Source organism: Candidatus Eisenbacteria bacterium (assembly GCA_016235265.1).
In the GTDB taxonomy this organism is placed as follows: Bacteria; Eisenbacteria; RBG-16-71-46; order RBG-16-71-46; family JACRLI01; genus JACRLI01.
Genome location: JACRLI010000002.1, coordinates 115,933 through 139,506, shown reverse-complemented (window position 1 = coordinate 139,506; position 23,574 = coordinate 115,933). Strand labels below are relative to the sequence as shown.

The window sequence follows — 23,574 nt, the reverse complement described above, 5'->3', positions numbered from 1 at the left end:
AGCGGCCGCGGTGAGCGCGGCGGGGTCGGGCACCCGGAGGGTCACATACAGCGCCTCGCCCCTCATCGTGCCGCGTCCCGCGCGCCGCGCACGAACGCGTCGAAGATGGCCTGTCCGGGCCCGGGCGACATGAGCTCGGCCGCGGTGCGCGCCAACCGCCGTCGCTCGCCCCACGGCCCGTCCATGTCCTGCGGCACCTGCCGCAGCCACGCGGCACGCTCGGGGTGCGGCATCAGGGCCAGCGCCACGCCCCGCGCGTCGCACGCGCCGGCGGCGGCGCCAAGGCTGCCGTTGGGGTCCCACGCGCTGTCCCCCGCCGGCGAGCCGTCCGGCCCCACGTAGCGCACCGCGCCCAGGTTTCCGCTCTCCACCGCGGCGCGCACCTCCGCGTCGCGGCTGGTGAAGCGCCCCTCGCCGTGCGCGACCGGCACCGGCCAGCGCGTGCCCGCCAGCGCGGAGAGCCAGCCGGGGGCCGCCGCGCCCACCTCCACGTACGTCCAGCGGCACAGGTACCCGCCTGCGCCGCTGCCCCCGTTGCGCGCCAGCGCCAGGCGCACCGGGTGGCCCTCGCCGCCGGGCACCAGACCGCTTTCCACCAGCACCTGTGCCCCGTTGCAGATGCCCAGCACCGGCTTCCCGCGGTCGGCGGCGCGGGCCAGCGCGTCCACCCACTCCGACCGGGAGGCCACCGCGCCCGCGCGCACGCGGTCCTCGTAGGAGAAACCGCCCGGCACCACGAAGCCCTGGAAGGCGCCCTCATCCAGCCGGCGACCCCACTCGATCCACTCCACCCCGGCCCCGCCGCAATGCAGCGCGCGGGCGGTCTCGAACTCGCAGTTCACGCCCGGAAAGCGGAGCAGCGCCACGAGCGGCCTCACGGAAAGATGTCCCCGAGGCCGTCCGCGCGCAGCGCCGCGAGGGCCTTCACGTCGGCGTCCCGCGACGTGGCGAATCGGATCCGCCCCGTGGCGGTCACCCTCGCCACCTCGAACGCCTCAAGGCCCGCCGCGGCGGCCTGCCGCGCCAGCACCGGCAGCGCGGACGGGGCCATCTCCAGCAGGAAGCCGCAGCCCTCCTCGAGCATCCAGCTTTCGTAGGGCGCCGACATGTCCAGCCCCATGCACCGCTCCGAGGCGAAGGGCAGGCACATTTCGAACGCCGTCCACAACACGCCGCCCTCGGCCACGTCGTGCGCGGCCGAGATCCGGCCTTCCCCGATCCCCGCGAGCACCAGGGTGATCTCCGCCCGGGCCTGCGCGCCGGCCTCCGACGGCGCCGGAAGCGCGCCGCGCTCCGGCAGGCCCGCCTCGGCGGCGGCCCACGAGCCGCTGAACATCCCGCGCCGCCGGCCCAGGAACACCAGCACGTCGCCGGCTGTCTTGAGCCGCGGCGTGGTGGCGCGCCCCAGGTCCGCGAGCACGCCCACGCCCGCCACGATCGGCGTGGGCGTGATGTTGCGCCCTCCGCTGCGCTGGTTGTACAGGCTGACGTTGCCCGAGATGTACGGCAGTGCCGTGAAAGCCCCACCCTCCCACTCGCTGCCCACCGCCCGAGCCGCTTCGCCCAGCCCCCGCAGCGCCTCTTCCAGGTCGCCCATCACCTCGGGGTGTTCGGGGTTTCCGAAATTGAGGCAGTCGGTGAGCGCCCGGGGAGCCGCGCCGGCGGCCACCAGGTTGCGGGCCACCTCGCACACCGCCGCCGCGGCTCCGCCGGCGGGATCGGCCTCCAGGCGGCCGGGGTCGCCATCCACGGTCACCGCCACCGCTTCGGGCCCGCCCCAGCGCAGCAGGAACACGCCCGCATCGGCCTCGCCCGCGCGCAGCACCGCGCGGCCCTGCACCTCGGAGTCGTAGAAGCGGAACAGCGGCCGGCGCGAGGCGCCGCGGCGCGAGGCGGCCCAGCGCTTCAGCAGCGCCGCCGGATCGGCCAGCGCCGCCGGGAGGGCCTCCATCGTGACCGGAGGCAGCGGCGGGCGCCGCTTCGCCGGATGCCGCACGGAAATCCCCGCGGTGATCAGCTCGTTGGGCACGTCCACCACCACCTGCCCGGCGCGGCGCACCACGAAGCGACCGTGGCCTTCGAACCGCCCCAGCACCCGCGCGCCCGCGCCCGGATACAGCTCCGGAAGCGAGTACTGCTCGTTGTAGATCCGCAGCACCTCGGGCGCGAAGGAGGCGGGCACGGCCCACGCGAAGCGCTCCTGCGTCTCGGCCACCAGCGCGAACTCCGAGGCCAGCCCCGGCGGCACCAGGGTCTCGCGGTCGAAATCCAGTTCCACGCCGAAGCCGCCCGCCGCGGCGATCTCCGAGCCCGCGCAGCCGATCCCGCCGGCGCCCAGGTCCTTGTAGCCGATCTCGAGGCCCGCCTCGCGCGCGCGCTTGAGCACCTCCGCCTGCGCCACCAGCAGCACCCGCTTGAGGAACGGGTCGGGCAGCTGCACCGCACCCATGCTCTCGGCCTCGCCCGTGAGCGTCACCGAAGCGAACGACGCCCCCCCCAGGCCGCTGGAATCGGTGGGCTTTCCCACCAGCACCAGCTCGTAGGGCTCGCGCCGCGCGGCGGCCGGCACGCGGCTGCGCACGATCTCGCCCTCGCGGCACACCCCCAGCGAGACCACGTTCACCAGCACGTTCTCGTCGAACACCGGCGAGAACTCCGCGTCACCTCCCAGGTTGGGCACGCCCACCGCGTCGCCGTAGTGCGCCACTCCTTCCACCACGCCACGCGCCACCTCGCGCACGCGCGCGGCGTTGGGACCGTCGAGGTCCCCGAAGCGCAGCCCGTCCATCACGCCCACGACCTCGGCCCCCATGCACGCCACGTCACGGAGGATCCCTCCCACGCCGGTGGCCGCGCCCTCGTGGGGCAGGACCTGGGACGGATGATTGTGGCTCTCGTGGGCCATCACCACGGCGTAGGGGCCGTCGTTGGTGTCCACGCGGATCACGCCGGAGTCCTCGCCGGGGCCCAGGATCACGTGGGGCGCCCCGGTGGGCAGGTATCGCTTGAGCAGGTGGCGGGTGCTCTTGTAGGAGCAGTGCTCGCTCCACATGGCGTCGAAGAGGAACAGCTCGGCCCACGAGGGATCGCGGCCCAGCTCGGAGGCCAGGCGGCGGGCTTCGTGCAGTTTCAGATTGAGCCCGCGGCCGCGGAGCGAGCGCTCCAGCGCGGCGTCGTCCAGGCCCGTCACGCGGGCCTGGAGCTCAGCGGAGGACCCGCTCGAAGAGGGCATCCACGTGCCTCAGGGCGTGGTCCAGGTCGAATAGCTTCGCCAGGCGCTCCCGTGGAACGAGCCGCACCACGTCCGCCGAATCGGAGAGATGGTCCAGGAAGTTGCGCGCGCTTCCCGCGGCGGACTCCTCGAGCGTGCGCATGGCGGCGCCCTGCACCAGCGTGTAGGCCGCCTCGCGCGCCAGGCCGGCGTCCACCAGCGCCAGCAGCACGCCCTCGGAGAACACCAGGCCGCGCGAGGCGTCCAGGTTGGCGCGCATCCGTTCGGGGCGCACCACCAGGCCGCGCACCAGCTCGGTGGCCACGTGCAGCATGTAGTCCAGCGTGATGCAGCTGTCCGGCAGGATCACGCGCTCCGCGGAGGAGTGCGAGATGTCCCGCTCGTGCCACAGCGGGATATTCTCCAGCCCCACGTTCGCGTGGGCGCGCAGCAGCCGGCTCAACCCGCACAGCCGCTCGGCGTGGATCGGGTTGCGCTTGTGCGGCATGGCCGAGGAGCCCTTCTGGCCCTTGACGAACGGCTCCTCCACCTCGCCCACCTCGGTGCGCTGGAGGTGGCGCACTTCCAGGGCCAGTCGCTCCAGCGAGGCGCCCACGAATGCGATCGCGGAAAGGAACTCGGCGTGGCGGTCGCGCGCGATCACCTGGGTGGTGACCGGCGCGGGCGTGAGGCGCAACCGGGCGCAGGCGGCCTCCTCGAGTGCCGGGGAGAGCTGCGCCAGCGTGCCCACCGCTCCGGAGAACTTGCCCGCGGAGATGAACGCCACCGCCCGTTCGAGCCGCTCCAGGTCGTGGCGCAGCGAGTGATAGTGACCCAGCAGCTTGAGCCCGAAGGTGGTGGGCTCCGCGTGCATGCCGTGGGTGCGGCCCACCATGACCGTGCGGCGGTGCTCCCGCGCGCGCGCCGCCAGTGCCTCCAGCAGCTCCTGGCAGCCGGAGACGAGCAGCGCGCCCGCCTCGCGCAACTGCAGCGAGAGTGCGGTGTCCAGCAGGTCGGAGGAGGTCATGCCCCAGTGCAGGAAGCGGGACTCGGGGCCCACGGACTCGGCCACCGCGGTGAGAAAGGCGATCACGTCGTGGCGGGTGACGGCTTCGATCTCGGCCACGCGCCGGGGGTTCACGCGCGCCGCGGCACGGATTCGCGCAGCGGTGCCATCCGGCACGGCGCCCTCGGCCTCGCGGGCCTCGCACATGGCGAGCTCCACCGCGAGCCACAGTTCGTACTTGTGGGCTTCGCTGAAGACGTGGCCCATCCCGGGCCGGGTGTAGCGGTCAATCATGGGCGAGTCTCTCGGGACTCCTCTCCGGGGCTCGGCCCCGGTCCGTCGCTGCGAATCTCATGCGGCCGGTCGGGCCGGCCGGGGTCGGGAGGAGGGTGAAGGCAATCGGATGCGGGGAATGTAGCAGATGGCCGGCCGGTGTGACAAACGCGCGTCCCAGATGCCCGAAGGACCGTGACGGGGGTCGATCCGGCGCAGCCGGACGACCCCGGCGCGGTCCCCCGCGAGACCGCGCTCGAAGGACCGTGGCGGGCCGCTACCTCACCACCACCACCGTCCGCGAATCCGTGAAGCTCGCCGTCCGCAGCCGGCAGTGATAGATCCCGGAGGCCACGCGGCGGCCGCTGCTGTCGCGGCCGTTCCACTCCACGCGGTGCCGGCCGGCGGTCATATGCCCGCTGGCCACCCGGGCCACCAGGCGGCCCAGGAAGTCGTACACCGACAGGTCCACGTTCTCCCCGCTCGCCAGGTCGAACACCGCGGCGCTCGCCGAGCGCGTGGGGTTGGGCGAGAAGCCCGCGAAACCCACGGCCACGCGCGGCGGCGCATCGCCGATTCCGGTCACCCCGGCGAACCAGCCGATGTCGTGGAACGCGTTTACCGTCAGGTCCACGTCGTTCGAGAGCGAGTTGGAGATGGCCGGCTCCATGAGCAGCGAGGGCTCGGCGCTGACATCGAAGTGCGAGACCGAGGAACCGGAAGCGTAGGGGACGGGCGCATACATGCGCAGCCGGCCCACCCCGTCTGCGCCGGCCATGCGCGTGGGGCTTACCCACATCGTGGCCGAGACGCCCGAGCCCAGGTTGGCCTTGATCAGGTTCCCGTCGGCGAGCGTGACGCGCACCGAGGGGATGGTGATGGTGGGATCGGTGCCGCCCATCCCCGCGGGCGGGCAGCCGGCCACGTTGTCGGCCACGATCACCCCGATGGCACCGGCGTCCTGGGCGTTCTTCACCTTGACCACGAAGCCGCAGGTGCCGCGGTCGATCAGCGCGATCTGCCCCGAGAGGCTGCCCGGCACCAGCGCCTCGCAGCCGTCGGTGACGGTGCCCACGCCGTCGTTCACCAGCGCCACCGGGCCCGTGACCGGGCTGCCGGAGAGCGGCGGCCCGAAGCCGGCGCTGCCCACGTCGTAGTCCCCGGCAATGCCCGGCGGGCTGGTGAGCGTCAGCACCGGGGCCTGTCCCAGGCGCGCCGGGGCCGCGCCGGTGGTGGCGATCCCGTCGAAGGCCAGTCCCGCGCAGCTGACGGCCGAGGCGGCGCGCTGCGCAGCGCTCATCTCGTTCCAGTGCAACCCGGTGGAGTTGTCGAACAGGAAGTGGTCGAACGTGCCGGGGAACCCGCTGTTGTAGTTGCCGGTGCTTCCGCTGGTGGTGGTGCTGAAGCCCAGCCCGTGCCCCAGCTCGTGCAGCACCACCGGCAGCAGCTCGAGCTGCGAACCCTCGTTGCCGTCCACGCCGTAGTACCACCCGGTCGGCAGGCACGCGACCCCGCCCACGCTGGAGTTGAAGGTCGCGTTGATGTCGTAGCTCGCGGAAAGGTCGCTGCCGGCCAGCTTGTTGGCCAGGGCGATGTGATACCAGGTGCCCGTGAACGGGGCCGCGGGGAAGTCGCGCACCAGGCTGGCGGGCCCGGCGCTGCCCAGCACCCCGGTGGTGGCGGTGCACGTGAGCGGATCGAACTTCGCGTTGACCTGGATGGCGATGGGGCTGGTCAGGATGCCACCCCAGATGTTGGCGGCGTGCTGGAACACGTACAGGCGCTGCGCGCCGATGGTGGTGCCGGGGTTGCCGCCCACCGGCGCGGCCGGCGTGGCGTCGTTGAATCCCTCGCCCGCGCCGTCGGCGTTGACGATGGTGATGGTGGCGGCGGCGGAAGCGACCCGGGCGCCAGCCACGGCCAGGCCCAGAAGCGCGGCGGCGAGAAGCAGGATCGGGCGTGGGGCGCGCATGGCTACTTCACCTCCAGGCCGGAGGCGTCGCGCGCGGGATCCGCGGGCTTCAGCGCCCGGCGCAGGACCGGCGCGTCGTCCATGCACGAGAAGTGCCTCCCTCCGCCGGGCCCGAGGCGCACGAAGGTGAACTCCTGGAAGCGGCCGTCCAGGTCCAGCACCACCGCGCCGTTGGCCAGCCGGTGCTGCACCAGCCCCGCGTCGGAGCGGCTGAGCATGTGCTTCTCGGCCGCCGAGAGCTCCGCGAGCTGCTCCAGGGTCGGCAGCGACTGGCGCCCGCTCAGCGGGTCCACGGCCACCACGAGACCCGAGACCACCGGCGCGCCGGAGGGACGGAGGTCGGCCTTTTGGGCCGGGCCGGACTTCCGGGCGGGGCCGTCCTTGCGTGAGCGGGCAGCCGCGTCCTGGACGGCGAGACACAGGGTCAACAACACGGCCGTGGTCATGAGCGTGGCGGTGGGTCCGGGGTGCAGAATCTTGCGCATGATCCCTCCCGTGCGCGGGTCTCTGCCCGCGACTAGCCTGTGGCAGGGGCCGGTCGGCCAGCGCGTTGCAGCCGGCAGCCCCCGCTCGATAATACTCGCATGAATTGTACCCGAAATTGCACTGCCGCGCTCCCCCGATCGCGGGAAACTGGCGGCGATCCGCACATCCGCGGCGCGGGCCGGCGCGGCTCACGCGCGGTCCTTCCCGTCGGCCGTGCCCGCCGCGCACGGCGGCGGCCACGCACGGCTCGTGCGTTCCTTCACAATGTGGGGGCCACGGAATCGGCGCCGACGGCGCGCCTCGTCCGTGGCGGACCCGCGGATCGGCGGGCTCCCGCCCCGCGCCGTCGTTGACAAACACCGCAGTGGCGGTAGTTTCCGCGCATGACCGACGACTTCGTCACCATCGCCGCCTTCGCCTCCGCGGTGGAGGCGCAGAATTGCCGCGCCGCGCTGGCGCATCACGGCATCGAGACCCGCCTCGGCGACGAGTACCTGGTGGCGACGGACTGGCTCTACTCCGTGGGCGTGGGCGGCGTGAAGGTGCGCGTGGGCGCCGCCGATGTGGACCGCGCGCGCCAGGTGCTGCTCTCGGCCCGGCCGGCGGCGGTGACCTGCCCCGAGTGCGGATCGCCTCGGACGCGCCGGGAATTGCCCTCGCGGGCCATGCTGCTGGCCATGCCGGTCATGTTCGCCTTCGGCCTGCCATTCGTGCCGTTCTGGATGCGCCGGTGGAATTGCGCGGACTGCGGAACATCCTGGAAGTCGCGCTTCGAGGCGGAGGAACCGCGCGTGGGCGCGGCCGGCGAGGCTGCCGCGGGGGCCGCGCCCCCGTCCGCCGCCTTCGAGGTGCCGGAAGGGGCGTTCCACGTGGCCCTGGCGCCGTGGCGCTGGAAGGAATGGTGCCTGCGCGGCGCGATGGGCGTGGCAGCGCTGGCGTTCGTGCTGGGCGGCGGCCTCGGCGCCTGGGTGCTGCTCGCCGCGCCCGCCGCGGGTGCGGGCTTCTTCGCCCTGGCGGCCATCTTCAGCTGGAGGTGGGAGCAGGTCACGCTTACGCGCGGGGCGCTGTGGATCGACGACCCGGAGGGGCGGCGGGAATTCCCGGTCGAAGGGCTGCGCGAAGGGACGCTGGAAGACGGGTCCCCCGCGCTGCTGGGCGTCCACGGCCCGTTGCTGGCCGTTCGCGACCGCGGGGCGGCACCCCGGGGGACGGTGCTGCTCACGGACGAGGACCTCGAGGAAATCCTGTCCCTGGTGCGCGGGATGCGCCATCCGGCGGGGTCCCTTCCGATCGGTCCGCCGCCGCCCTGATCCCGGGGTCGACTACCTGCCCGGCTCCAGTTCCCGCACCCAGTTCATCACCAGGTTGATCGCGCCACGCCCCTCCACGCCGGTCGGCATGCACACCACGACCTGCCGTCCGTCCGGGGAGATGTCCGCGTCCACGAAGCCGCGGGGCAGGCGCAACAGGGGCCGCGGCGCCGCGGCCCGAAACGCCGCCCCGGGCTCGACGTCGGCCTGCATGATGGTCTGCCCGTCGCCCCCGATGAAGTGGAGCGCGCGCCCGTCCCGCCGCCAGCGGACCCAGGTCGCAGTACTGTTCAGGACCGGGGCGGCGCCGTCGTTGGACACGCGCGTCTTCTCCGCCAGCCCCGGGAACGACGCCACGTAGATTTCCAGGCGCCCCGACTCGTCGGAGCGATAGGCGATCCAGCGTCCGTCGGGCGAGATGTCCGCGTCGAGCTCGTTGAACCGGGTACGGATCAGCGGGGCCGGAGGGGTCTTGCCATCCGTGGCCAGCATCCACAGGTCCTCGCCGGTCTCGCCGCTGAGGGACCGGTACACCACGAAGCGCCCGTCGGGGCTCACGGTGCTGGGATCGTTGAACAGGTTGGGAACCTCCGCCAGGCGCACCTCCGGCCCGGACGCGTCGGCCTTCCTCCAGTAGATTTCCCGGCCCTTCCTCCGCGCGGAGCCGTAGATCACGCGCCCGCCGTCGGGCGTCCAGGCCCCGTCGCTGTCGAATGTGCCCTCGAACGTGAAGCGGGACGAAATCCCGCGCCGCAGGTCCACCATCCACAGCGGGCTGACGTTGGAACCCACGTGCGAGGAGTTGAGGACCAGCTTCGTGCCGTCGGGGGAGAATCGCGGCGTGGAATAGTAGTTCTCCGGCAGCGCCAGGGTGCTCAGGGCCTTCCCCGAGATGTCGAGCAGGTCCACGCGGTCGTTCGCGGAACGCACGTCGCGCTGCACCAGCACGCCGGCCCGGGAGGCCATCACCACCGGCGAGCCCGAGTAACTTCCGCTGGCGTCCACGAGCCCCCGCACCGGCTGCGGGGATCCCCGGAGACGCCGCGACCGGCCATCGAAGCGCTGCGCCACCACGGTCCCCTGACGGTTGTACAGGAGGTACCCGGGCTCGGCGTAGACCGGCGCGCCGGTGGAGGAGAGCACGATCGGACCGGGCCGGACCGCCCCGGTCTCCCCCATGCGCGTGGCCACCTGGGAGTCCTTTCCGGGCAGCGCCACGTAGAGGAAGTGGCGCCCGTCGGGCAGGAAGCAGGGAAATCGGTGCGCGGTCTCGCCGCGGGTGGAGTCCAGGGTGGTGGCCCGCTGAGCCTCCCCCCCGCTCGCGGCCACCCGCATCAGGGGCCCGGAACCGGTGGGAGCGAAGACGATTACATCGCCACGCCCCCACGCGCCACCGCGCGGGTTGGGCGCGGGACACACGACCTGGATGTCCTCGTCCTGGACCGTCATGCGCTTGAGCTCGCCCCCGGCGAAGAATGCCAGCTGGCGGCTGTCCGGTGACCAGAACGGGATCACCGCCCCCTGCGTTCCGGGCAGCCGGCGCGCGGTATTCGAATCCAGCGGGCGCAGCCACAGGGCCCGTGTGCCGGTGGTGTCCAGGGCCGCGAAGACGATGGTGCGGCCGTCGGGGGAGATGGTGACATCAGGAACTTCCCCGCTCAGGTCGAGCCCGTCCGGGGCCTGGACCGAGACCCGGAGGGTTCCCGCGCCCGGCGGCCGCAAGGCCAGCCGTGCCACTGCCGCCGCACCCGCGGAGAGCGCCACCAGGGCAAGACCGATGGCGAACCAGGCCATGCGTCCCCGACGGCGACCGCGCCCGGCGGCCTCCCCCGCCGCGGGCGCGACTTCGGGCGGGGGCGAGGACATCGCCTCGACCAGTTCCAGTCGCGCGTCGCCCATGTCCCGCAGGCGCTCCTTCGGGTCGCGGCGCAGGCAGCGGCGAAGCAGCTCGCGCACCCGCACGGGCGTGGCCGCCGGCAGCGCGGACCAGTCGGGCTCGCGCTCCAGGATGCGGGCGATCAGGTCCGAGACGGTCTCCCCCTGGAACAGCGCCTGCCCCGTGAGGCACTCGTAGAGCACGCACCCGAAGGACCAGATGTCGGTCCTCCGGTCCACACCGCGCCCGCGCGCCTGCTCGGGACTCATGTACGCCGCCGTGCCGAGGATGACGCCGGCCATGGTGGCCGCGTGGGTGAGGGTGGGCGAGGCGGTCAGGTTGGGGTCGGAGCCGGAGGCCGCGGCCACTCCGCCCTTGGCCAGGCCGAAGTCGAGGACCTTCACCTCCCCGGTCGGTGTGATCTTCACGTTGCCGGGCTTGAGGTCGCGGTGAATGACCCCGCTCTCGTGCGCCGCCTCCACGGCCGTGGCGATCTGGCGGCACACGTCCACGGCCTCGGCCAGGGGGAGCTGGCCCTGGGACAGCCGCTCCGCGAGGGTGGGCCCCTCCACGTATTCCAGCACCAGGTAACGGCGGCCGTCCACTTCCTCCAGGCCCAGGATGCCCGCGATGTTGGGATGGTGGAGGGAGGCCAGCAGCCGCGCCTCGCGGTCGAAGCGGGCCAGTCGTTCGGGATCGCGCGCGAAGGCCTCGGGGAGCGCCTTGATGGCCACCTCCCGCTCCAGCCGCGGGTCGCGCGCCAGCCACACCTCCCCCATGCCGCCCGCGCCGAGGGGCGCGAGGACGTCGTAGGGGCCCAACTTGCTTCCGGGGGCGAGGCTCATTTGCGCTTCGTTTCCGCGGCCCAGTTGAGGACGATGTTGAACGCGGCCTGCGAGGAGGAGGACAGCGGCACATTCAAGAGGAAGCGCTGGCCGTTGGCGGACGGCGCGTAGCGCGTGAGCTGGAAGCCCGCGGACTCCAGCTCCTTCTGGAACAGGCGCACCGGCGAGCCGGACTCGAATCCGGCACCGGTCCGCACCGGCACCGCCATCAGCTCCTGGGCGGGGCTGCGGAAGAACAACTCCTTGCCATCCGCGCGCCACTTGGGGTCCCCACCGCCCGCGCTGGACACCTGCCACTTGCCCCCGGGGCCGGGAAATGGTTGCACGTAGACCTCCATGCGCCCCGATTCGTTCGATTGGTACGCCAGCCATTTCTCGTCCGGCGAGAGCCGCCCGCGCATCTCGTTGAATGGGCTGTGCAGCTGGAGGAATTGTTTGCGGTCCCCCGTCAGTGACTGGATGCCCACGTCCCAGCCCGTGGCGGCCCGGCGCTGGAACACCAGGGTGCTGCCGTCCCGCGACCACGAGGTCGAGCCCGTGGCATCCGGGTAGGGCGCCGTGAGCGCCTCCTCCTGGCCGGCGCCGCTGGCCAGCTTGGCCCGCAATTGCAGCGGTCCCCCGCTGAAGGCGGTGTAGGCGACGCGGTTGCCGTCGGCCGACCACAGCGGCTGGAGCTCGTTGCCGGTGTCGAAGGTGAGCCGGGTGGACACGCCGCGCTTCAGGTCGCGCACCCAGATGTCCTCGGTGTTCTGGCGCCCGTCCTGCAGCCCGTAGGCCACGCGCGTCTCGTCGGGCGAGAGCGAGATGTCCCGGTACGCGTCCGGGGGCGCCGCCTTCTCGAGTTCCCTGCCACCGCGGTCGAACCACGCCAATTCGCTGCGCTCGGTCGAGGCGTTCGGCAGATAGGCCAGCACACCCGAGGGCGACACCGAGAAGTCGGCGTTGTCGTCGCCGAGCACGTTCACGTGTTCGGCCACCGGGAACGGCTCCCCGGTGAAGGCCATCCGGCCGGGGTCGAACGGCCGGGCCACCAGCGTGGCATCGCTGGCGTAGACCAGGTATCCCTGGGGCGCGTACTCCACGCGCGAGCCCACTCCGCCGATCTGCTTGACCTTCTTCGAACCCAGCTCGCCGCCCATGAGCATGGGACCCTTGGTGGTGCCCATGCCGTAGGTGAGATACAGGAAGTGCTTCCCGTCCGGCAGGAAGTACGGCCACGCGTCCCCCGAGGCCCCGTGTCGCCGGTCGGGGAAGCTGGCCGGCTGCGGGGTCCCTCCCCCCGCCGGAACGAACTCCAGCGAGTCGGAGGCGCGGCCGTCGAAGAGGAGCACCCCACCCTTGCTCCACGAGATGTCGCAGGGCGCGGGCCGCGTGGTGTTGCACACCAGCATCGGCGGGCCGCCCGCCACGGCGATCTTCTTGATCTGCGGGCCGTCGAAGTAGGCCAGGAACCGGCTGTCCGGGGACCAGTACGGCCGCCCCGCGCCCTCCGTGCCGGGCAGGGGGTAGGCCGTGAGCGAGTTGAGCGGCCGGACCCAGATCGAGCCCCGTCCGGTGGAATCGGTGGCCAGGAATGCCAGTGTGAGGCCGTCGGGGGAGACCCGCGGCCAGGAAAGGCTGCGCATGCCGCCGCTCCGGGTGACCACGAAGCGCACCGGGACGGGCGCGGGCCGGGGCCAGGCGAACAGGAAGATGCCGAGCCCCACCGCGGCCGCCGCGGCCACCGCGGCCACCGCACACGCCACCCGTTCCCGCCCGCGGCGTCGCGCCGAGACCGGCGCCGGCACGCCGGCCTGCGAGCCGCCCTCGGCGATCCAGCGCAACTGCAGCTTCACGTCGTGCGCGGTCTGCACCCGCTCCTCGGGGTCCTTGGCCATGCACGCCTTCACCAGCCGCTCCAGGCCGGGGGGCGACAGCGGCTGCAGCTCCGAGATGCTGCGCGGCTCCTCCTTGAGGATCGAGGCGATCAGGGAAGCTTGCGTGCGGCCCTCGAAGGCGCGCCGGCCGGTGGCCATCTCGTAGAGCGTCACGCCGAGGGCGAAGATGTCGGTGCGCGCGTCGGCCTCGGCCCCTTCCAGCTGCTCGGGCGCCATGTACTGAAACGTGCCGACGATGCTGCCCTCGGCGGTGAGCGGGCGGCTCATGGTGGGCGACTGCGTGAGGCTGCCCGCGGGAGCGTCCAGCCCGGCGCCGCGCGCCAGGCCGAAGTCCAGCAGCTTGGCGCCGCCCTTGGTGAGCATGATGTTGCCGGGCTTGAGGTCGCGGTGCACGATGCCGCCGCGGTGGGCCTTGTCCAGCGCGTCGGCGATCTCGCTGGCGGTGCGCAGGATCTCCGCCGGCGCGAGCGGCCCGCGGTCCAGCCTCGCCGCGAGCGTCTCCCCTTCCACCAGCTCCATGACCAGGTAGTCCACCCCGTCCTGGTGGCCCACGTCGTGCAGCGTGCAGATGTTGGGGTGGTTGAGGCTCGACACGGCCCGCGCCTCGCGCTCGAAGCGCGCACGCACCTCGGGCTGCAGCGAGAGGTGCTCCGGGAGCACCTTCACGGCGACGGTGCGGTCCAGGCGGGAGTCGCGGGCCTTGTACACTTCGCCCATGCCGCCGGCACCGAGGGGTCCGAGGATTTCATAGGGTCCGAGGCGGGTGCCGGGAAGCAGGGGCATTACGGGTCCCTCCGTACCAGGAGAAGCGTGATGTCGTCGCCCCGGGGCTCGTCACCCACGAATTCCGCGACACTCTCGAGGATCCTGCGGCGCGCCTCCGCCGGATCGAGCGGACCCGGCAGGCCCGCGAGCAGCTGCCGCAGGCGCTCCTCCTCGTACAACTCGTCCCCGCGGCGCGCCTCGGGCACGCCGTCGGTGAACAGCACCAGCAGCTCGCCGGGCTCGAGCCGGGTGGAGGACTCGCGGTACTCGGCGTCCTCCATGATGCCGAAGGGCAGGCCGCCGTCCTGCACCGAGACTTCGCGCACCCCGCCGGGCCCCACGACGATCGGCGGCGGGTGCCCGCCGCTCACGTAGCGGATCACCCCGGTGGCGGGGTCCAGGAAGCCGATGAAGCCGGTCACGAAGTGCATCGAGCCGGTGCTCTCGCACATCATGTGGTTGAGCTGCGCGGCCAGCGCGCCCAGGTCGTGCAACGCGTGGCACAGCACCCTCGCCCCGGCCAGGAACGAGGACATCAGCAGCGAGGCGCCCACGCCCTTGCCGGAGACGTCCGCGACCAGGAACACCACCGAGCCGTCCGGCTGCAGGTGAATGTCGTAGAGATCGCCCCCCACCTCGTAGCACGTCTCGAGGAAGAGCTCGAAGGTGTACCCGGGAATCTCCGGCGGGTGGGCGGGCAGCAGCGCGCGCTGGATGCGCGTGGCCGTGGCCAGTTCCTGGGCAATGCGCGCCCGCGCCGCCTCGGCCTCCAGCAGTCGCGCGTTGGTGATCTTGACCGCCGCCATGTTGGCCAGCAGCGACAGCACCTCCAGGTGCGACTCGGAGAAGCGCACCATCATCTCCTGGCTGTCCACGTAGATGAGGCCCAGCACGCGCTCGTTGTCGAAGAGCGGCACCGCCATCACCGAGTGCACCGACTGGGAGACGATGCTCTGCTGGCCCTGGAACCGGGGGTCGGCCGAGGCATCCTCCGTGAGCACCGAGGTGCACTCCTCCAGCACCGCCTTGAGGATGGCGGTGGAGAGCGCCAGCGGCTGGCCCGCCCGGCCGCCGCGCCAGCGCGCCGCGACCTGCACCGGCTCGGTGCCGGGTTTCTCGCGCATCAGCAGCACGTGGCGCGAGGCGGGCACCGCGCGTTCGATGACCTCCAGGATCTGGTCGCAGGTCTCCTTGAGTGGCCGCGGCAGCACCAGCATGCGCCCGGCCTCGGCCAGCAGCCGCACCAGCTGGGGCGTGGCGGCCGTCTCCTGCGGCGGGCCCTTGAGCATCCCGTCCACCCGGAGTTTCACCGAGGTGCTGAGGGCCATGGACTCCTGGAAGCGCACCCGCTGCACCGGCTCGCCCTCGGACACGCGCAGCACCAGCTGGCCGATTTCCAGGCGGTCCCCGTCCCGCAGCGGCAGCGGTTCGGCGGCCGCCACCCCGTTCACGCGGGTGCCGTTGCGGCTGCCCAGGTCGTGGACGAAGTACAGCTCGCCGCGCCGCGAAATCTCGGCATGGTCCTTGGAGACGGTGGCGTCGGCGAGGTGGATGGCGTGGCGCGAGGACCGGCCGATGCCCAGCACCGGCCCGTCGAGGGGCCAGACCTGGAACTTCTCGGCGATGTTCGCGGAGAGAAACAGGGGCACGCGGGGGGCCTCCGTGCCGGGGAATCCGGCGAACGCGGGGGTGACGTCCGGAACCGTTGCCGGCTCACATCAGGCGGCCTGACTGTTGGATGCGCATATGATGCAGGAAGTTCAGGAGCAGAGTCGAGGGAATACTTCGGCCGGCGGTCCCGGCCCGGGGTGGGGCAAGGTGCCCCCCGGGCCTACGCCCGGATGCCCTCGCAGGTCTTGCGGAAGTGGTGCCCGTAGATGGCCAGGGTGACCGCCACCCGCATCAGCGTGGGGCGGCGGAACAGCGTCCAGAGCAGCAGCCCCCAGTAGTGCCAGCGCTCCCTGCCCACCACCCCCAGGCGCAGATTGGACCACACGAACGCCCGCGAGTTCTGCCAGTCGAGCCGCAGGTCCATCTTCGGGGGATGGTACTCGCGCAGGAAGGTGCGCACCCGCCGGTAGTACTCGCGCGGCGAGTACAGCCGCTCCAAAACCCGGTGGTAACCCTCGCGCAGCGCGGCCGCGTCCATGCGCGGCACGAAGTTGAGCGTGCCGTCCACGTTGTCGCCGGTGGACTCCCCCAGCAGCCGGTCCTCCCCGTGCAGCCGCTCCCACAGCCGGGTGCCCGGGATCGCCTGCAGCAGGCCCACCATCGCGGTCACGATGCCGCTCATCTGGATGAAGTCCACCTGCCGCTGGAAGATGGTCGGCAGGTCGTTGTCGAACCCCAGGATAAACCCGCCCTGCACCTGCAGCCCCGCGCGCTGGATGCGCTTCACGTCGGCCACCAGGTCCCGCCCGGTGTTCTGCCGCTTGTGGCACTCCGCCAGGCCGGCCTCGTCGGGGGTCTCGATGCCGATGAACACGGTGGTGAAGCCCGCCTGCGCCATGCGGCTCATCAGGGCGTCGTCGTCGGCCAGGTTGATGGAGGCCTGGGTGTAGAAGCTGAGACCGCGCTTGCCCTCCCGCCAGGCGATCAGCGCCGGCAGCAGGTCCTCCCGCAGCCGGCGCTTGTTGCCCACCAGGTTGTCATCGACGAAGAACACCTCGCCGCGCCAGCCCAGGCGGTACAGGGCATCCAGCTCCCCGATCACCTGCGCGGACGACTTGAGCCTGGGCACGTGGCCGAACATGGCGGTCACGTTGCAGAAATCGCAGTCGAAGGGGCAGCCGCGCGACCACTGCACGCTCATCGAGGCGTAGCGGCGCAGGTCCGCCAGCTCCCACTGCGGCGCGGGGCTCAGGCGCACATCCGCCAGGCCGTCGGCGTGGTACACGCGCCGCGCGGCGCCGGCCTGGAAATCCCGCAGGAAGGGCTCCAGCGAGAGCTCGGCCTCCCCCAGGACAAAATGGTCCACCCCGGGAAAGTGCTCCTGCTTCACGGCGAACAGCGGCCCGCCGGCCACCACGGTCCGCCCCGCAGCCCGGCAGCGCGCGATCACCTCGCGCGCGGAATCCCGCTGGGCGATCATCGCGCCCACGAACACCAGGTCGGCCCATTCCAGGTCTGCGGCGCGCAGTTCACCCACGTTGAGGTCCACCAGACGCCGCCCCCACCCCGCCGGCAGCATCGCCGCCACCGTGAGCAGGCCCAGGGGCGGGACCGACGCGCGCTTGTGGATGAACTTCAGCGCGTGCTTGAAGCTCCAGAAGGTGTCCGGAAAACGCGGGTACACCAGCAGGACGTTCATACCTTCACGCTACGCTCGCCCGGGAGGAAAGGAAAGGGCAATCGGCCGGCAATAGCAAGCGCGGGGTGGAGCCGCCCCCACCCCGCGCCTTGAATGATACTGCCGCCTTGAGTCCGGGGACTACACCAGTCCCTGGTCCAGCATCGAGTTCGCCACCTTCAGGAAACCGGCGATGTTCGCGCCGAGCACGTAGTTGCCCGGGGCGCCGTATTCCTTGGCGGTCTCGAAGGAGTTCTTGTGGATGGAGATCATGATGTTGTGGAGCCGGGTGTCCACCTCTTCACGGGTCCAGCCCAGGCGCAGGCTGTTCTGCGACATCTCGAGCCCCGAGGTGGCCACGCCGCCGGCGTTGGCGGCCTTCGCCGGCCCGTACAGGATCTTCGCCGCGAGGAACTTGTTGGTGGCATCGAGCGTGCTCGGCATGTTGGCGCCTTCGCCGATCACGAACACGCCATTCTTGATCAGGTTGTCGGCGTCCTTGGCGTTGATCTCGTTCTGCGTCGCGCTGGGGTAGGCCAGCTGGGCGCCCGGGACGGCCCAGAGCGGGTTGAAGTCGGCCTTCGGGTCCACCGGCGTGTACTTGGAGCCGGAGAACTTCCTGGCGTACTCCTCGATGCGGCCGCGCTTGACGTTCTTGAGTTCCATGACCCACGCCAGCTTCTCGGCGTTGATGCCCGCCGGGTCGTGGATGAAGCCGCCGGAGTCGGAGAGCGTGACCGCCTTGGCACCGAGATCGTTCAGCTTCTCGACGGTGTACTGGGCCACGTTGCCGCTGCCGGAGACCAGCGCCACCTTGCCCTGCAGCGAGTCCTTGCGCGTCTTGAGCATCTCCTCGGTGAAGTACACCGTGCCGTAGCCGGTGGCTTCCGGACGGATGAGCGAGCCGCCCCAGTTCAGCGCCTTGCCCGTGAGCACGCCGGTGAACTCGTTGCGGATGCGCTTGTACTGCCCGAAGAGGAAGCCGATCTCGCGGCCGCCCACGCCGATGTCACCGGCCGGGACGTCGGTGTCCGGGCCGATGTGGCGGCACAGTTCGGTCATGAAGCTCTGGCAGAACTTCATGACTTCGTTGTCGCTCTTGCCCTTCGGGTCGAAGTCCGAGCCGCCCTTGCCGCCGCCCATGGGCAGCGTGGTGAGCGAGTTCTTGAACACCTGTTCGAAGGCGAGGAACTTCAGCACGCCGAGGTTCACGGACGGGTGAAGGCGCAGGCCACCCTTGTACGGGCCGATGGCGCTGTTCATCTCGATCCGGAAGCCGCGGTTGCACTGCACCTGGCCCTTGTCGTCCAGCCAGGGCACGCGGAACATGATCACGCGCTCGGGCTCGACGATGCGCTCGAGGATGCGAGCGTCACGGTATTTCGGGTGCTTGTCGATCGCCGGCCGCAGGGATTCGAGGACCTCCTTGACCGCCTGGTGGAACTCGGGCTCCGCCGGGTTCTTCCGGATGGTCGTCTCGATGACACTGGAGATGTAGTCGGTCTTCGAAGCGGTCGGCGTCAAGACGCCCACGTCGGCGTTCGCCATGAAAGGGACCTCCTCCACTGCCCGGGACCACCACTTGCGGCAGGACCGCGCCGATCAGGGCCCGTCCTGTTTCTCCGCAGTCATGAACCCCGGATCAGTAGCCCGGGCTCGCCGGATGCGGGGCATGACCGGATACGCCGGCCGAAGGGTCTGGCGCGGCAAGCGGAAAATCGCCAAAGAGGCTAAAACAGCATCCTCCGTGCCGGATGATACGCCCTGAAACTCCGGTGTTTCAATTGCTTTCGGAGCAGTCGGATAGGGGTTTCCCGGTACGCTCGGGCCGGGCCGCGGCATCGGTTCGCGCCTGCCAGAATGACATGCCGCCTGACACCGAGGTGCAGGGCATGGCCCGAAATCACTGGGAGTCGCGGGCTTCCTCGAGTGTCAGGCGCACCTCCACCGGCTTGCCCTGCCTCTCCAGGGTGAGGCGGACGGTGTCCCCCACCCCCGCTCCGAAGATGGCCCGGCCGGCCTCGTCGGCGTTGCGCACCTTCTCGCCGTCCACCTGGCGCACCACGTCCCCCACCCGCACCCCGGCCCGGGCCGCGGGGCTCCCGCGCTCCACGGTCAGGATGATCACGCCGCTGCGGTCCGTGAGGGCGAATCGCTGCGCCAGGTAGGGCGTGACATCCTGGACCGACACGCCGATCCACACGCTGCGCACGCGGCCGTACTGCACGATTTCCTCGAACACCTTCTTCGCGGTGTTGATGGGAATGGCGAAGCCCAGCCCGATCGAGCCGCCGCCCTTGGAGAGGATGAACGTGTTGATGCCGATCACCTCGCCCATGGCGTTGACCAGCGGCCCGCCGGAGTTGCCCGGGTTGATGGCCGCATCGGTCTGGATCATGTTCTTGTACACGCCGGTCACGCCCGCCTCGGGCTTGATGTCGCGCCGCGTGGCGCTCACCACGCCCACGGTCACCGAGGGCTTGGTGTCGTTGAGCAGGAAGCCGAACGGGTTCCCGATGGCGATGGCCCACTCCCCCACGATCAGGTCGTCGGAGTTGCCCTCCGCGGCCACCGGCAGGTCCTTGCCCTCCACCTTCACCACCGCCAGGTCGTAGCTGGGATCCGAGCCCACCAGCTTGCCCTCGAACTGCCGCCCGTCGGTGAGCGTCACCTTGATCTGGCGCGCCCCCTGGACCACGTGCGAATTGGTGAGCACGTAGCCCTCCCTGTTCACGATGAAGCCCGAGCCCAGGCCCGGCACCTCCCGGCGGTACTGCATGGGGGGAGAGAACCGGTCGAAGAACTCGTCCGGGAAGAAGGAGAAGAAGGGGCTCTCCTGCACCACCTGCGTCTGCACCACGCTGATGGACACCACCGCGGCCCCGGCCCGCTCGGCCGCGCGCGTGATGGCGTTCTGGCGGCTCCAGGCCAGATCCTCGGCCGGCTGCGGCGCGCCCCGGCCGCCCGGAGCGGCAGCGGCGGCCCGGGCGGTGGCGGTCGAGGCGGCGGGAATGGCCAGGGGGCCGGCGAGCAGCAGCGCCGCCAGGATGTGGACTCGCGGAAACGGACGCATGGCGTGGGCGATCCTCCTTGGGGTGCGATCGGGTTGAACGGCGCGAGCGGGTCGGACCCGGCCCGGATTGGAAACCAGCGTCCGGGCCTGGAAGCGCGCCGGCCGCACAGCGGGCTGCGGTCCCGTGGGACGCGCCGGCCGCACAGCGGGCTGCGGTCCCGTGGAACGCGCCGGACGCACAGCGGGCGGCTGTCCCGTGGGACGCGCCGCCCGCGAACTGGGTTGGCCGACGCGGCCCCTGCCGCAACCCTCCTACTTCGAGGCCGCCTGGACCTTTTTCCAGTCCTCCAGGAAGCGCGCCAGCCCGATGTCGGTCAGCGGGTGCTTGAGGCACTGGTCGAACACCGACTTGGGCAGCGTACCCACGTGGGCGCCCGCGAGGGCGGCCTCGCGCACGTGCATCGGGTGGCGCAGGCTGGCCGCGAGCACCTGCGCGTCCAGGTCGTGCAGCTCCATGATCTGCACCAGGTCGTGCACCAGCTCCATGCCGTCGTGGCCGGAATCGTCAATGCGGCCCACGAACGGGCTCAGGTAGGTGGCACCCGCCTTCGCGGCCATGAGCCCCTGCACCGCGTTGAAGATCAGGGTGCAGTTGATCTTCACCCCCTCGCCGCTGAGCGTCTTGATGGCCTTGAGGCCCTCGCGGATGACCGGGACCTTCACCACCACGTGCGGGTGCAGCTTTGCCAGCTCGCGGCCCTCGGCCACGATGCCCGGGTAGTCCGTGGAAACCGCCTCGGCGCTCACCGGGCCCTGCACGATTTCGCAGATCTGCACGATGGTCTTGCGCGGATCTCCCGGCTCCTTTGCCAGCAGCGACGGGTTGGTGGTCACGCCGTCCAGGATGCCCAGGGCGGCGACCTCCTGGATTTCCTTCACGTTCGCGGTGTCGAGGAAGAACTTCATCGTGGCTCCCGGTTATTCGTTGGGGCCCGCTGGGGGCGGGCCGCTGCTTGATGGACCGGGCCCGCCCGGGCGGGCCCCGTAGTAGACACGGACCAGGCACAACCCGCGGGCCGGCGCGGTGGGGCCGGCCAGCCGCCGGTCGCGGCCCGCGAGCAACTCGGGGATGCCCGGGCCGTGCCAGGCGCCCCTGGCCATCGGCACCAGCGTGCCCACCAGGTTGCGGACCATGTGATGGAGGAAGCGGTTGCCTTCCAGTTCCAGGAAGAGGCCGCCCTCCCATGCCTTCCAGTCCGCCCGGCGCAGCACGCACAGTGTGTTCTCGTGCCGGTCGCCGCGGGCGCAGAACGCCTTGAAATCGTGCTCTCCCAGGATCCCGCGAGTGTGCTCGCGGAGCGCGGCCGGATCCAGGCCCGGAGTGTACCACGACCTTCCGCGGCTCAGGGGCGATTTGCGGAACGCCAGGTGATAGCGATACAGCCGTCCGGTGGCGGAGCGCCGGGCGTCGAAGGCGGCGGTCGCGCGGCGCAGGCCGCACACGGAGACGTCCGCCTCCAGGTAGCCGTTGAGACGCCCTTCGAGCAGCGCCGGCGCGAATCGGGCGGTGGTGTCGAAGTGCGCCACCTGCCCCACGGAGTGCACGCCGGAATCGGTGCGTCCCGCGCCGGTGACGTTCACCTTCTCCCGCAGCAGCGTGGAGAGCGCCTCCTCCAGGTCCCCCTGCACCGAGCGCCGCTGCGGCTGGATCTGCCAGCCGAAGAACGCGGCGCCGTCATAGGACACGATCATGCGGTGCCGGCGTGCGGTGTCGCCGTGCGGGATGGGTACGTGGCCGTCACCCGGCGCGGTCATGACCGCGCCCCCGGGGGGGATCGCCGGAGCCCGCGGCGGGGTACGCGCGCCCTTTCCGCGCCGCCCGTCACGGCAGCCGCCACAATCCGGCCATCACCGCCACGGCCGCCGCCAGGACCGCGGTGTCGCGCCACGACCAGCGGTGTTCCACCGCGCAGGAGGCCGGCCCGGACCCGAACCCGCGCGCCACCAGCAGGTCCGCCAGGGCCTCCGCGCGCCGCAAGGCCGCGTGAAGCACCGGGATCACCAGCCCGGACGCCTGCGACGCGCGCCGCGCCAGGCTGCCGCCCCAATCCGCCCCGCGCGCGGCCTGCGCGAGCACCACGCGCTCCACCTCCTCGCCCAGCAGCGGGGTCATGCGCAGCGCCAGCTCCAGCGTGAGCCAGAAGTCCTGCGCCGCCCGCGGCCCGCCCGCGCGCGAGACGCGCAGCGAGCGCAGCAGCTCGTCCGGCGAGGTGATCACCCAGAACAGGGAGAAGGCGTACCAGGTGAGCCAGAAGCGAACGGCATACAGGCAGCCCGCCCCCACGCCGGCGAGCGAGGGGCGCGGCAGAATGCCCGAGCCCGGGCCGTACAGGGAATTCACCGCCACCGTGAACAGCAGCGGCAGCCACGCCAGGCGCAGCAGCGAGCGGGTGAAGCCGGGAGGCAGGCGCAACGCGCGGGCGGCCAGCGGGGCGGCCAGCGAGAGCAGCGCCAGCGCGGTCCAGTGCGAGAGCAGCGGGATGCCGGCCAGCAGCAGCACCAGCAGCAGCGCCCGCGCGCGCGGATCCAGCGGGAAGGGGCCTTCCTCGCGGACCACCGCGCGGCCCCATGCGAAGCCGGTCATCGCGCCCATCTTCAAAGATATCTCTCGGCGATCTGGATGGCGTTGAGGGCCGCCCCCTTGCGGAGATTGTCGCAGGTGAGCCACAGCGCGATCCCGCCGGGGTGGGACACGTCCTCGCGCACGCGTCCCACCAGCGTCAGGTCCCCGCCCTCGGCGTCGCGGGGGGTCGGGTACGCCCCGGGCTCCCCGCGCAACTCCACACCCGCGGCGGAACGCAGCGCGTCGAGCGCCTGCTGCGGCGTGACGGGACGCTCGAACTCCACGGTGACCGACTCGCTGTGCGCCCGGAACACCGGCACGCGCACGCAGGTGGCGGAGAGCAGCAGGTCCGGGAGGCCCAGCATCTTGCGCGACTCGGCGGTGATCTTCATCTCCTCCCGGGTGTAGCCGTTGTCCTGGAAGGCGTCCACGTGGGGCAGGCAGTTGAAGGCGATGGGCCGCGGGTATACCCGCGGAGGGCTCTCCCGCCCCTCGAGCCAGGCGCCGGCCTGCTCGCGCAGCTCGTCCATGGCGTCCTTGCCGGTGCCCGAGACGGATTGAAAGGTGGTGACGATCACCCGCTTCAGGGCCGCGGCGCGGCGCAGCGCGTGGAGCACCACCACCAGCGGCACCGCGCAGCAGTTGGGATTGGCCACGATGCGCGGCCGCGAGGCCAGCAGTTCCCCGTTCACCTCGGGCACCACCAGCGGCACGTCCGGCTCCATGCGGAACGCGGTGCTGTTGTCCACCACCACGGCGCCCGCCTCGGCGGCCCGGGGACCGTGCTCGCGCGCCAGCTCGGCGCCGATCGAGAACAGCGCCACGTCCACGCCGTCGAAGTCGGCGCCCTCCAGCGCCTCCACCGCGAACTCGCGCCCGCGGAAGCACAGCCGTGAGCCCGCCGAGCGCGCGCTGGCCATGGGACGCAGCCTGCCCACCGGGAAGTCGCGCTGCTCCAGCACCCGGAGCATCTCCTGGCCCACGGCGCCGGTGGCGCCCACCACGGCGACGGTGCGAGCGCCGGCCAC

The 23,574-nt window shown here is 71.8% G+C and carries 16 protein-coding genes; 1 reads left to right on the top strand and 15 read right to left on the bottom strand.

From position 1 onward, the window contains the following. Positions 1-62: 62 nt before the first annotated feature. The 5 genes from HZB25_00990 to HZB25_00970 all read right to left on the bottom strand — a co-directional run bounded on the left by HZB25_00990 (position 63) and on the right by HZB25_00970 (position 6,947). Positions 63-878 (bottom strand): phosphoribosylformylglycinamidine synthase subunit PurQ, encoded by an 816-nt coding sequence (locus HZB25_00990; protein MBI5835794.1) that lies wholly within the window; start codon positions 876-878, stop codon positions 63-65. Continuing rightward, on the bottom strand, positions 875-3,232 hold the full coding sequence (gene purL / locus HZB25_00985; GenBank protein ID MBI5835793.1) for a phosphoribosylformylglycinamidine synthase subunit PurL: 2,358 nt from the start codon (positions 3,230-3,232) through the stop codon (positions 875-877). The genes HZB25_00990 and purL overlap by 4 nt, the downstream gene beginning before the upstream one ends. Continuing rightward, the gene (locus tag HZB25_00980) at positions 3,204-4,511 is read right to left on the bottom strand and encodes an adenylosuccinate lyase (protein MBI5835792.1); all 1,308 of its coding nucleotides are present in this window, start codon (positions 4,509-4,511) and stop codon (positions 3,204-3,206) included. Before HZB25_00980 ends, purL begins: the two co-directional genes overlap by 29 nt. Before the next feature lie 256 nt (positions 4,512-4,767). Next, a complete protein-coding gene (locus HZB25_00975; protein ID MBI5835791.1) occupies positions 4,768-6,462 on the bottom strand; it encodes a T9SS type A sorting domain-containing protein in 1,695 nt (564 codons plus the stop codon). A gap of 2 nt (positions 6,463-6,464) precedes the next feature. Further along, positions 6,465-6,947, bottom strand: coding sequence for a hypothetical protein (locus tag HZB25_00970; GenBank protein MBI5835790.1), 483 nt, complete (start codon positions 6,945-6,947; stop codon positions 6,465-6,467). A gap of 384 nt (positions 6,948-7,331) precedes the next feature. Between HZB25_00970 and HZB25_00965 the strand changes: the two genes are divergently transcribed. After that, entirely contained in the window at positions 7,332-8,258 is a 927-nt protein-coding gene (locus HZB25_00965; GenBank protein ID MBI5835789.1) for a DUF2007 domain-containing protein, read from the top strand. Between the two features lie 12 nt (positions 8,259-8,270). Here the strand turns inward: HZB25_00965 and HZB25_00960 are convergent, their stop codons facing one another. The 10 genes from HZB25_00960 to HZB25_00915 all read right to left on the bottom strand — a co-directional run bounded on the left by HZB25_00960 (position 8,271) and on the right by HZB25_00915 (position 23,574). Next, positions 8,271-10,979 carry a serine/threonine-protein kinase gene (locus tag HZB25_00960; protein ID MBI5835788.1) on the bottom strand — a complete coding sequence of 903 codons (2,709 nt, stop codon included), beginning with the start codon at positions 10,977-10,979 and terminating at the stop codon, positions 8,271-8,273. Continuing rightward, positions 10,976-13,639: a protein kinase gene (locus HZB25_00955; GenBank protein MBI5835787.1), complete on the bottom strand. Its 2,664-nt coding sequence runs from the start codon at positions 13,637-13,639 to the stop codon at positions 10,976-10,978. The genes HZB25_00960 and HZB25_00955 overlap by 4 nt, the downstream gene beginning before the upstream one ends. Further along, a complete protein-coding gene (locus HZB25_00950) occupies positions 13,639-15,270 on the bottom strand; it encodes a SpoIIE family protein phosphatase (GenBank protein ID MBI5835786.1) in 1,632 nt (543 codons plus the stop codon). The genes HZB25_00955 and HZB25_00950 overlap by 1 nt, the downstream gene beginning before the upstream one ends. 182 nt (positions 15,271-15,452) lie before the next feature. Continuing rightward, positions 15,453-16,931, bottom strand: coding sequence for a B12-binding domain-containing radical SAM protein (locus tag HZB25_00945; GenBank protein ID MBI5835785.1), 1,479 nt, complete (start codon positions 16,929-16,931; stop codon positions 15,453-15,455). A 120-nt stretch (positions 16,932-17,051) separates the two neighbouring features. Next, positions 17,052-18,458 carry an NADP-specific glutamate dehydrogenase gene (gene gdhA / locus HZB25_00940; protein ID MBI5835784.1) on the bottom strand — a complete coding sequence of 469 codons (1,407 nt, stop codon included), beginning with the start codon at positions 18,456-18,458 and terminating at the stop codon, positions 17,052-17,054. A 355-nt stretch (positions 18,459-18,813) separates the two neighbouring features. Continuing rightward, positions 18,814-19,983: a trypsin-like peptidase domain-containing protein gene (locus HZB25_00935; GenBank protein MBI5835783.1), complete on the bottom strand. Its 1,170-nt coding sequence runs from the start codon at positions 19,981-19,983 to the stop codon at positions 18,814-18,816. Positions 19,984-20,235: 252 nt separating this feature from the next. Then, positions 20,236-20,889, bottom strand: a complete 654-nt coding sequence (gene fsa, locus HZB25_00930; GenBank protein ID MBI5835782.1) for a fructose-6-phosphate aldolase — start codon at positions 20,887-20,889, stop codon at positions 20,236-20,238. A gap of 12 nt (positions 20,890-20,901) precedes the next feature. After that, positions 20,902-21,738 carry a tRNA pseudouridine(38-40) synthase TruA gene (gene truA / locus HZB25_00925; GenBank protein ID MBI5835781.1) on the bottom strand — a complete coding sequence of 279 codons (837 nt, stop codon included), beginning with the start codon at positions 21,736-21,738 and terminating at the stop codon, positions 20,902-20,904. 67 nt (positions 21,739-21,805) lie between these two features. Further along, positions 21,806-22,567, bottom strand: coding sequence for a hypothetical protein (locus HZB25_00920; protein ID MBI5835780.1), 762 nt, complete (start codon positions 22,565-22,567; stop codon positions 21,806-21,808). Positions 22,568-22,578: 11 nt separating this feature from the next. Continuing rightward, on the bottom strand, positions 22,579-23,574 hold the full coding sequence (locus HZB25_00915) for an aspartate-semialdehyde dehydrogenase (GenBank protein ID MBI5835779.1): 996 nt from the start codon (positions 23,572-23,574) through the stop codon (positions 22,579-22,581).

Excerpts from the sequence above, each read along its gene's own strand:
- purL (MBI5835793.1), bottom strand. The coding sequence starts at position 3,232 with ATGCCCTCTTCGAGCGGGTCCTCCGCTGAGCTCCAGGCCCGCGTGACG.
- HZB25_00980 (MBI5835792.1), bottom strand. The coding sequence starts at position 4,511 with ATGATTGACCGCTACACCCGGCCCGGGATGGGCCACGTCTTCAGCGAA.
- HZB25_00975 (MBI5835791.1), bottom strand. The coding sequence starts at position 6,462 with ATGCGCGCCCCACGCCCGATCCTGCTTCTCGCCGCCGCGCTTCTGGGC.
- HZB25_00970 (MBI5835790.1), bottom strand. The coding sequence starts at position 6,947 with ATGCGCAAGATTCTGCACCCCGGACCCACCGCCACGCTCATGACCACG.
- HZB25_00965 (MBI5835789.1), top strand. The coding sequence starts at position 7,332 with ATGACCGACGACTTCGTCACCATCGCCGCCTTCGCCTCCGCGGTGGAG.
- HZB25_00960 (MBI5835788.1), bottom strand. The coding sequence starts at position 10,979 with ATGAGCCTCGCCCCCGGAAGCAAGTTGGGCCCCTACGACGTCCTCGCG.
- HZB25_00955 (MBI5835787.1), bottom strand. The coding sequence starts at position 13,639 with ATGCCCCTGCTTCCCGGCACCCGCCTCGGACCCTATGAAATCCTCGGA.
- HZB25_00945 (MBI5835785.1), bottom strand. The coding sequence starts at position 16,931 with ATGAACGTCCTGCTGGTGTACCCGCGTTTTCCGGACACCTTCTGGAGC.
- gdhA (MBI5835784.1), bottom strand. The coding sequence starts at position 18,458 with ATGGCGAACGCCGACGTGGGCGTCTTGACGCCGACCGCTTCGAAGACC.
- HZB25_00935 (MBI5835783.1), bottom strand. The coding sequence starts at position 19,983 with ATGCGTCCGTTTCCGCGAGTCCACATCCTGGCGGCGCTGCTGCTCGCC.
- fsa (MBI5835782.1), bottom strand. The coding sequence starts at position 20,889 with ATGAAGTTCTTCCTCGACACCGCGAACGTGAAGGAAATCCAGGAGGTC.
- truA (MBI5835781.1), bottom strand. The coding sequence starts at position 21,738 with ATGACCGCGCCGGGTGACGGCCACGTACCCATCCCGCACGGCGACACC.
- HZB25_00920 (MBI5835780.1), bottom strand. The coding sequence starts at position 22,567 with ATGACCGGCTTCGCATGGGGCCGCGCGGTGGTCCGCGAGGAAGGCCCC.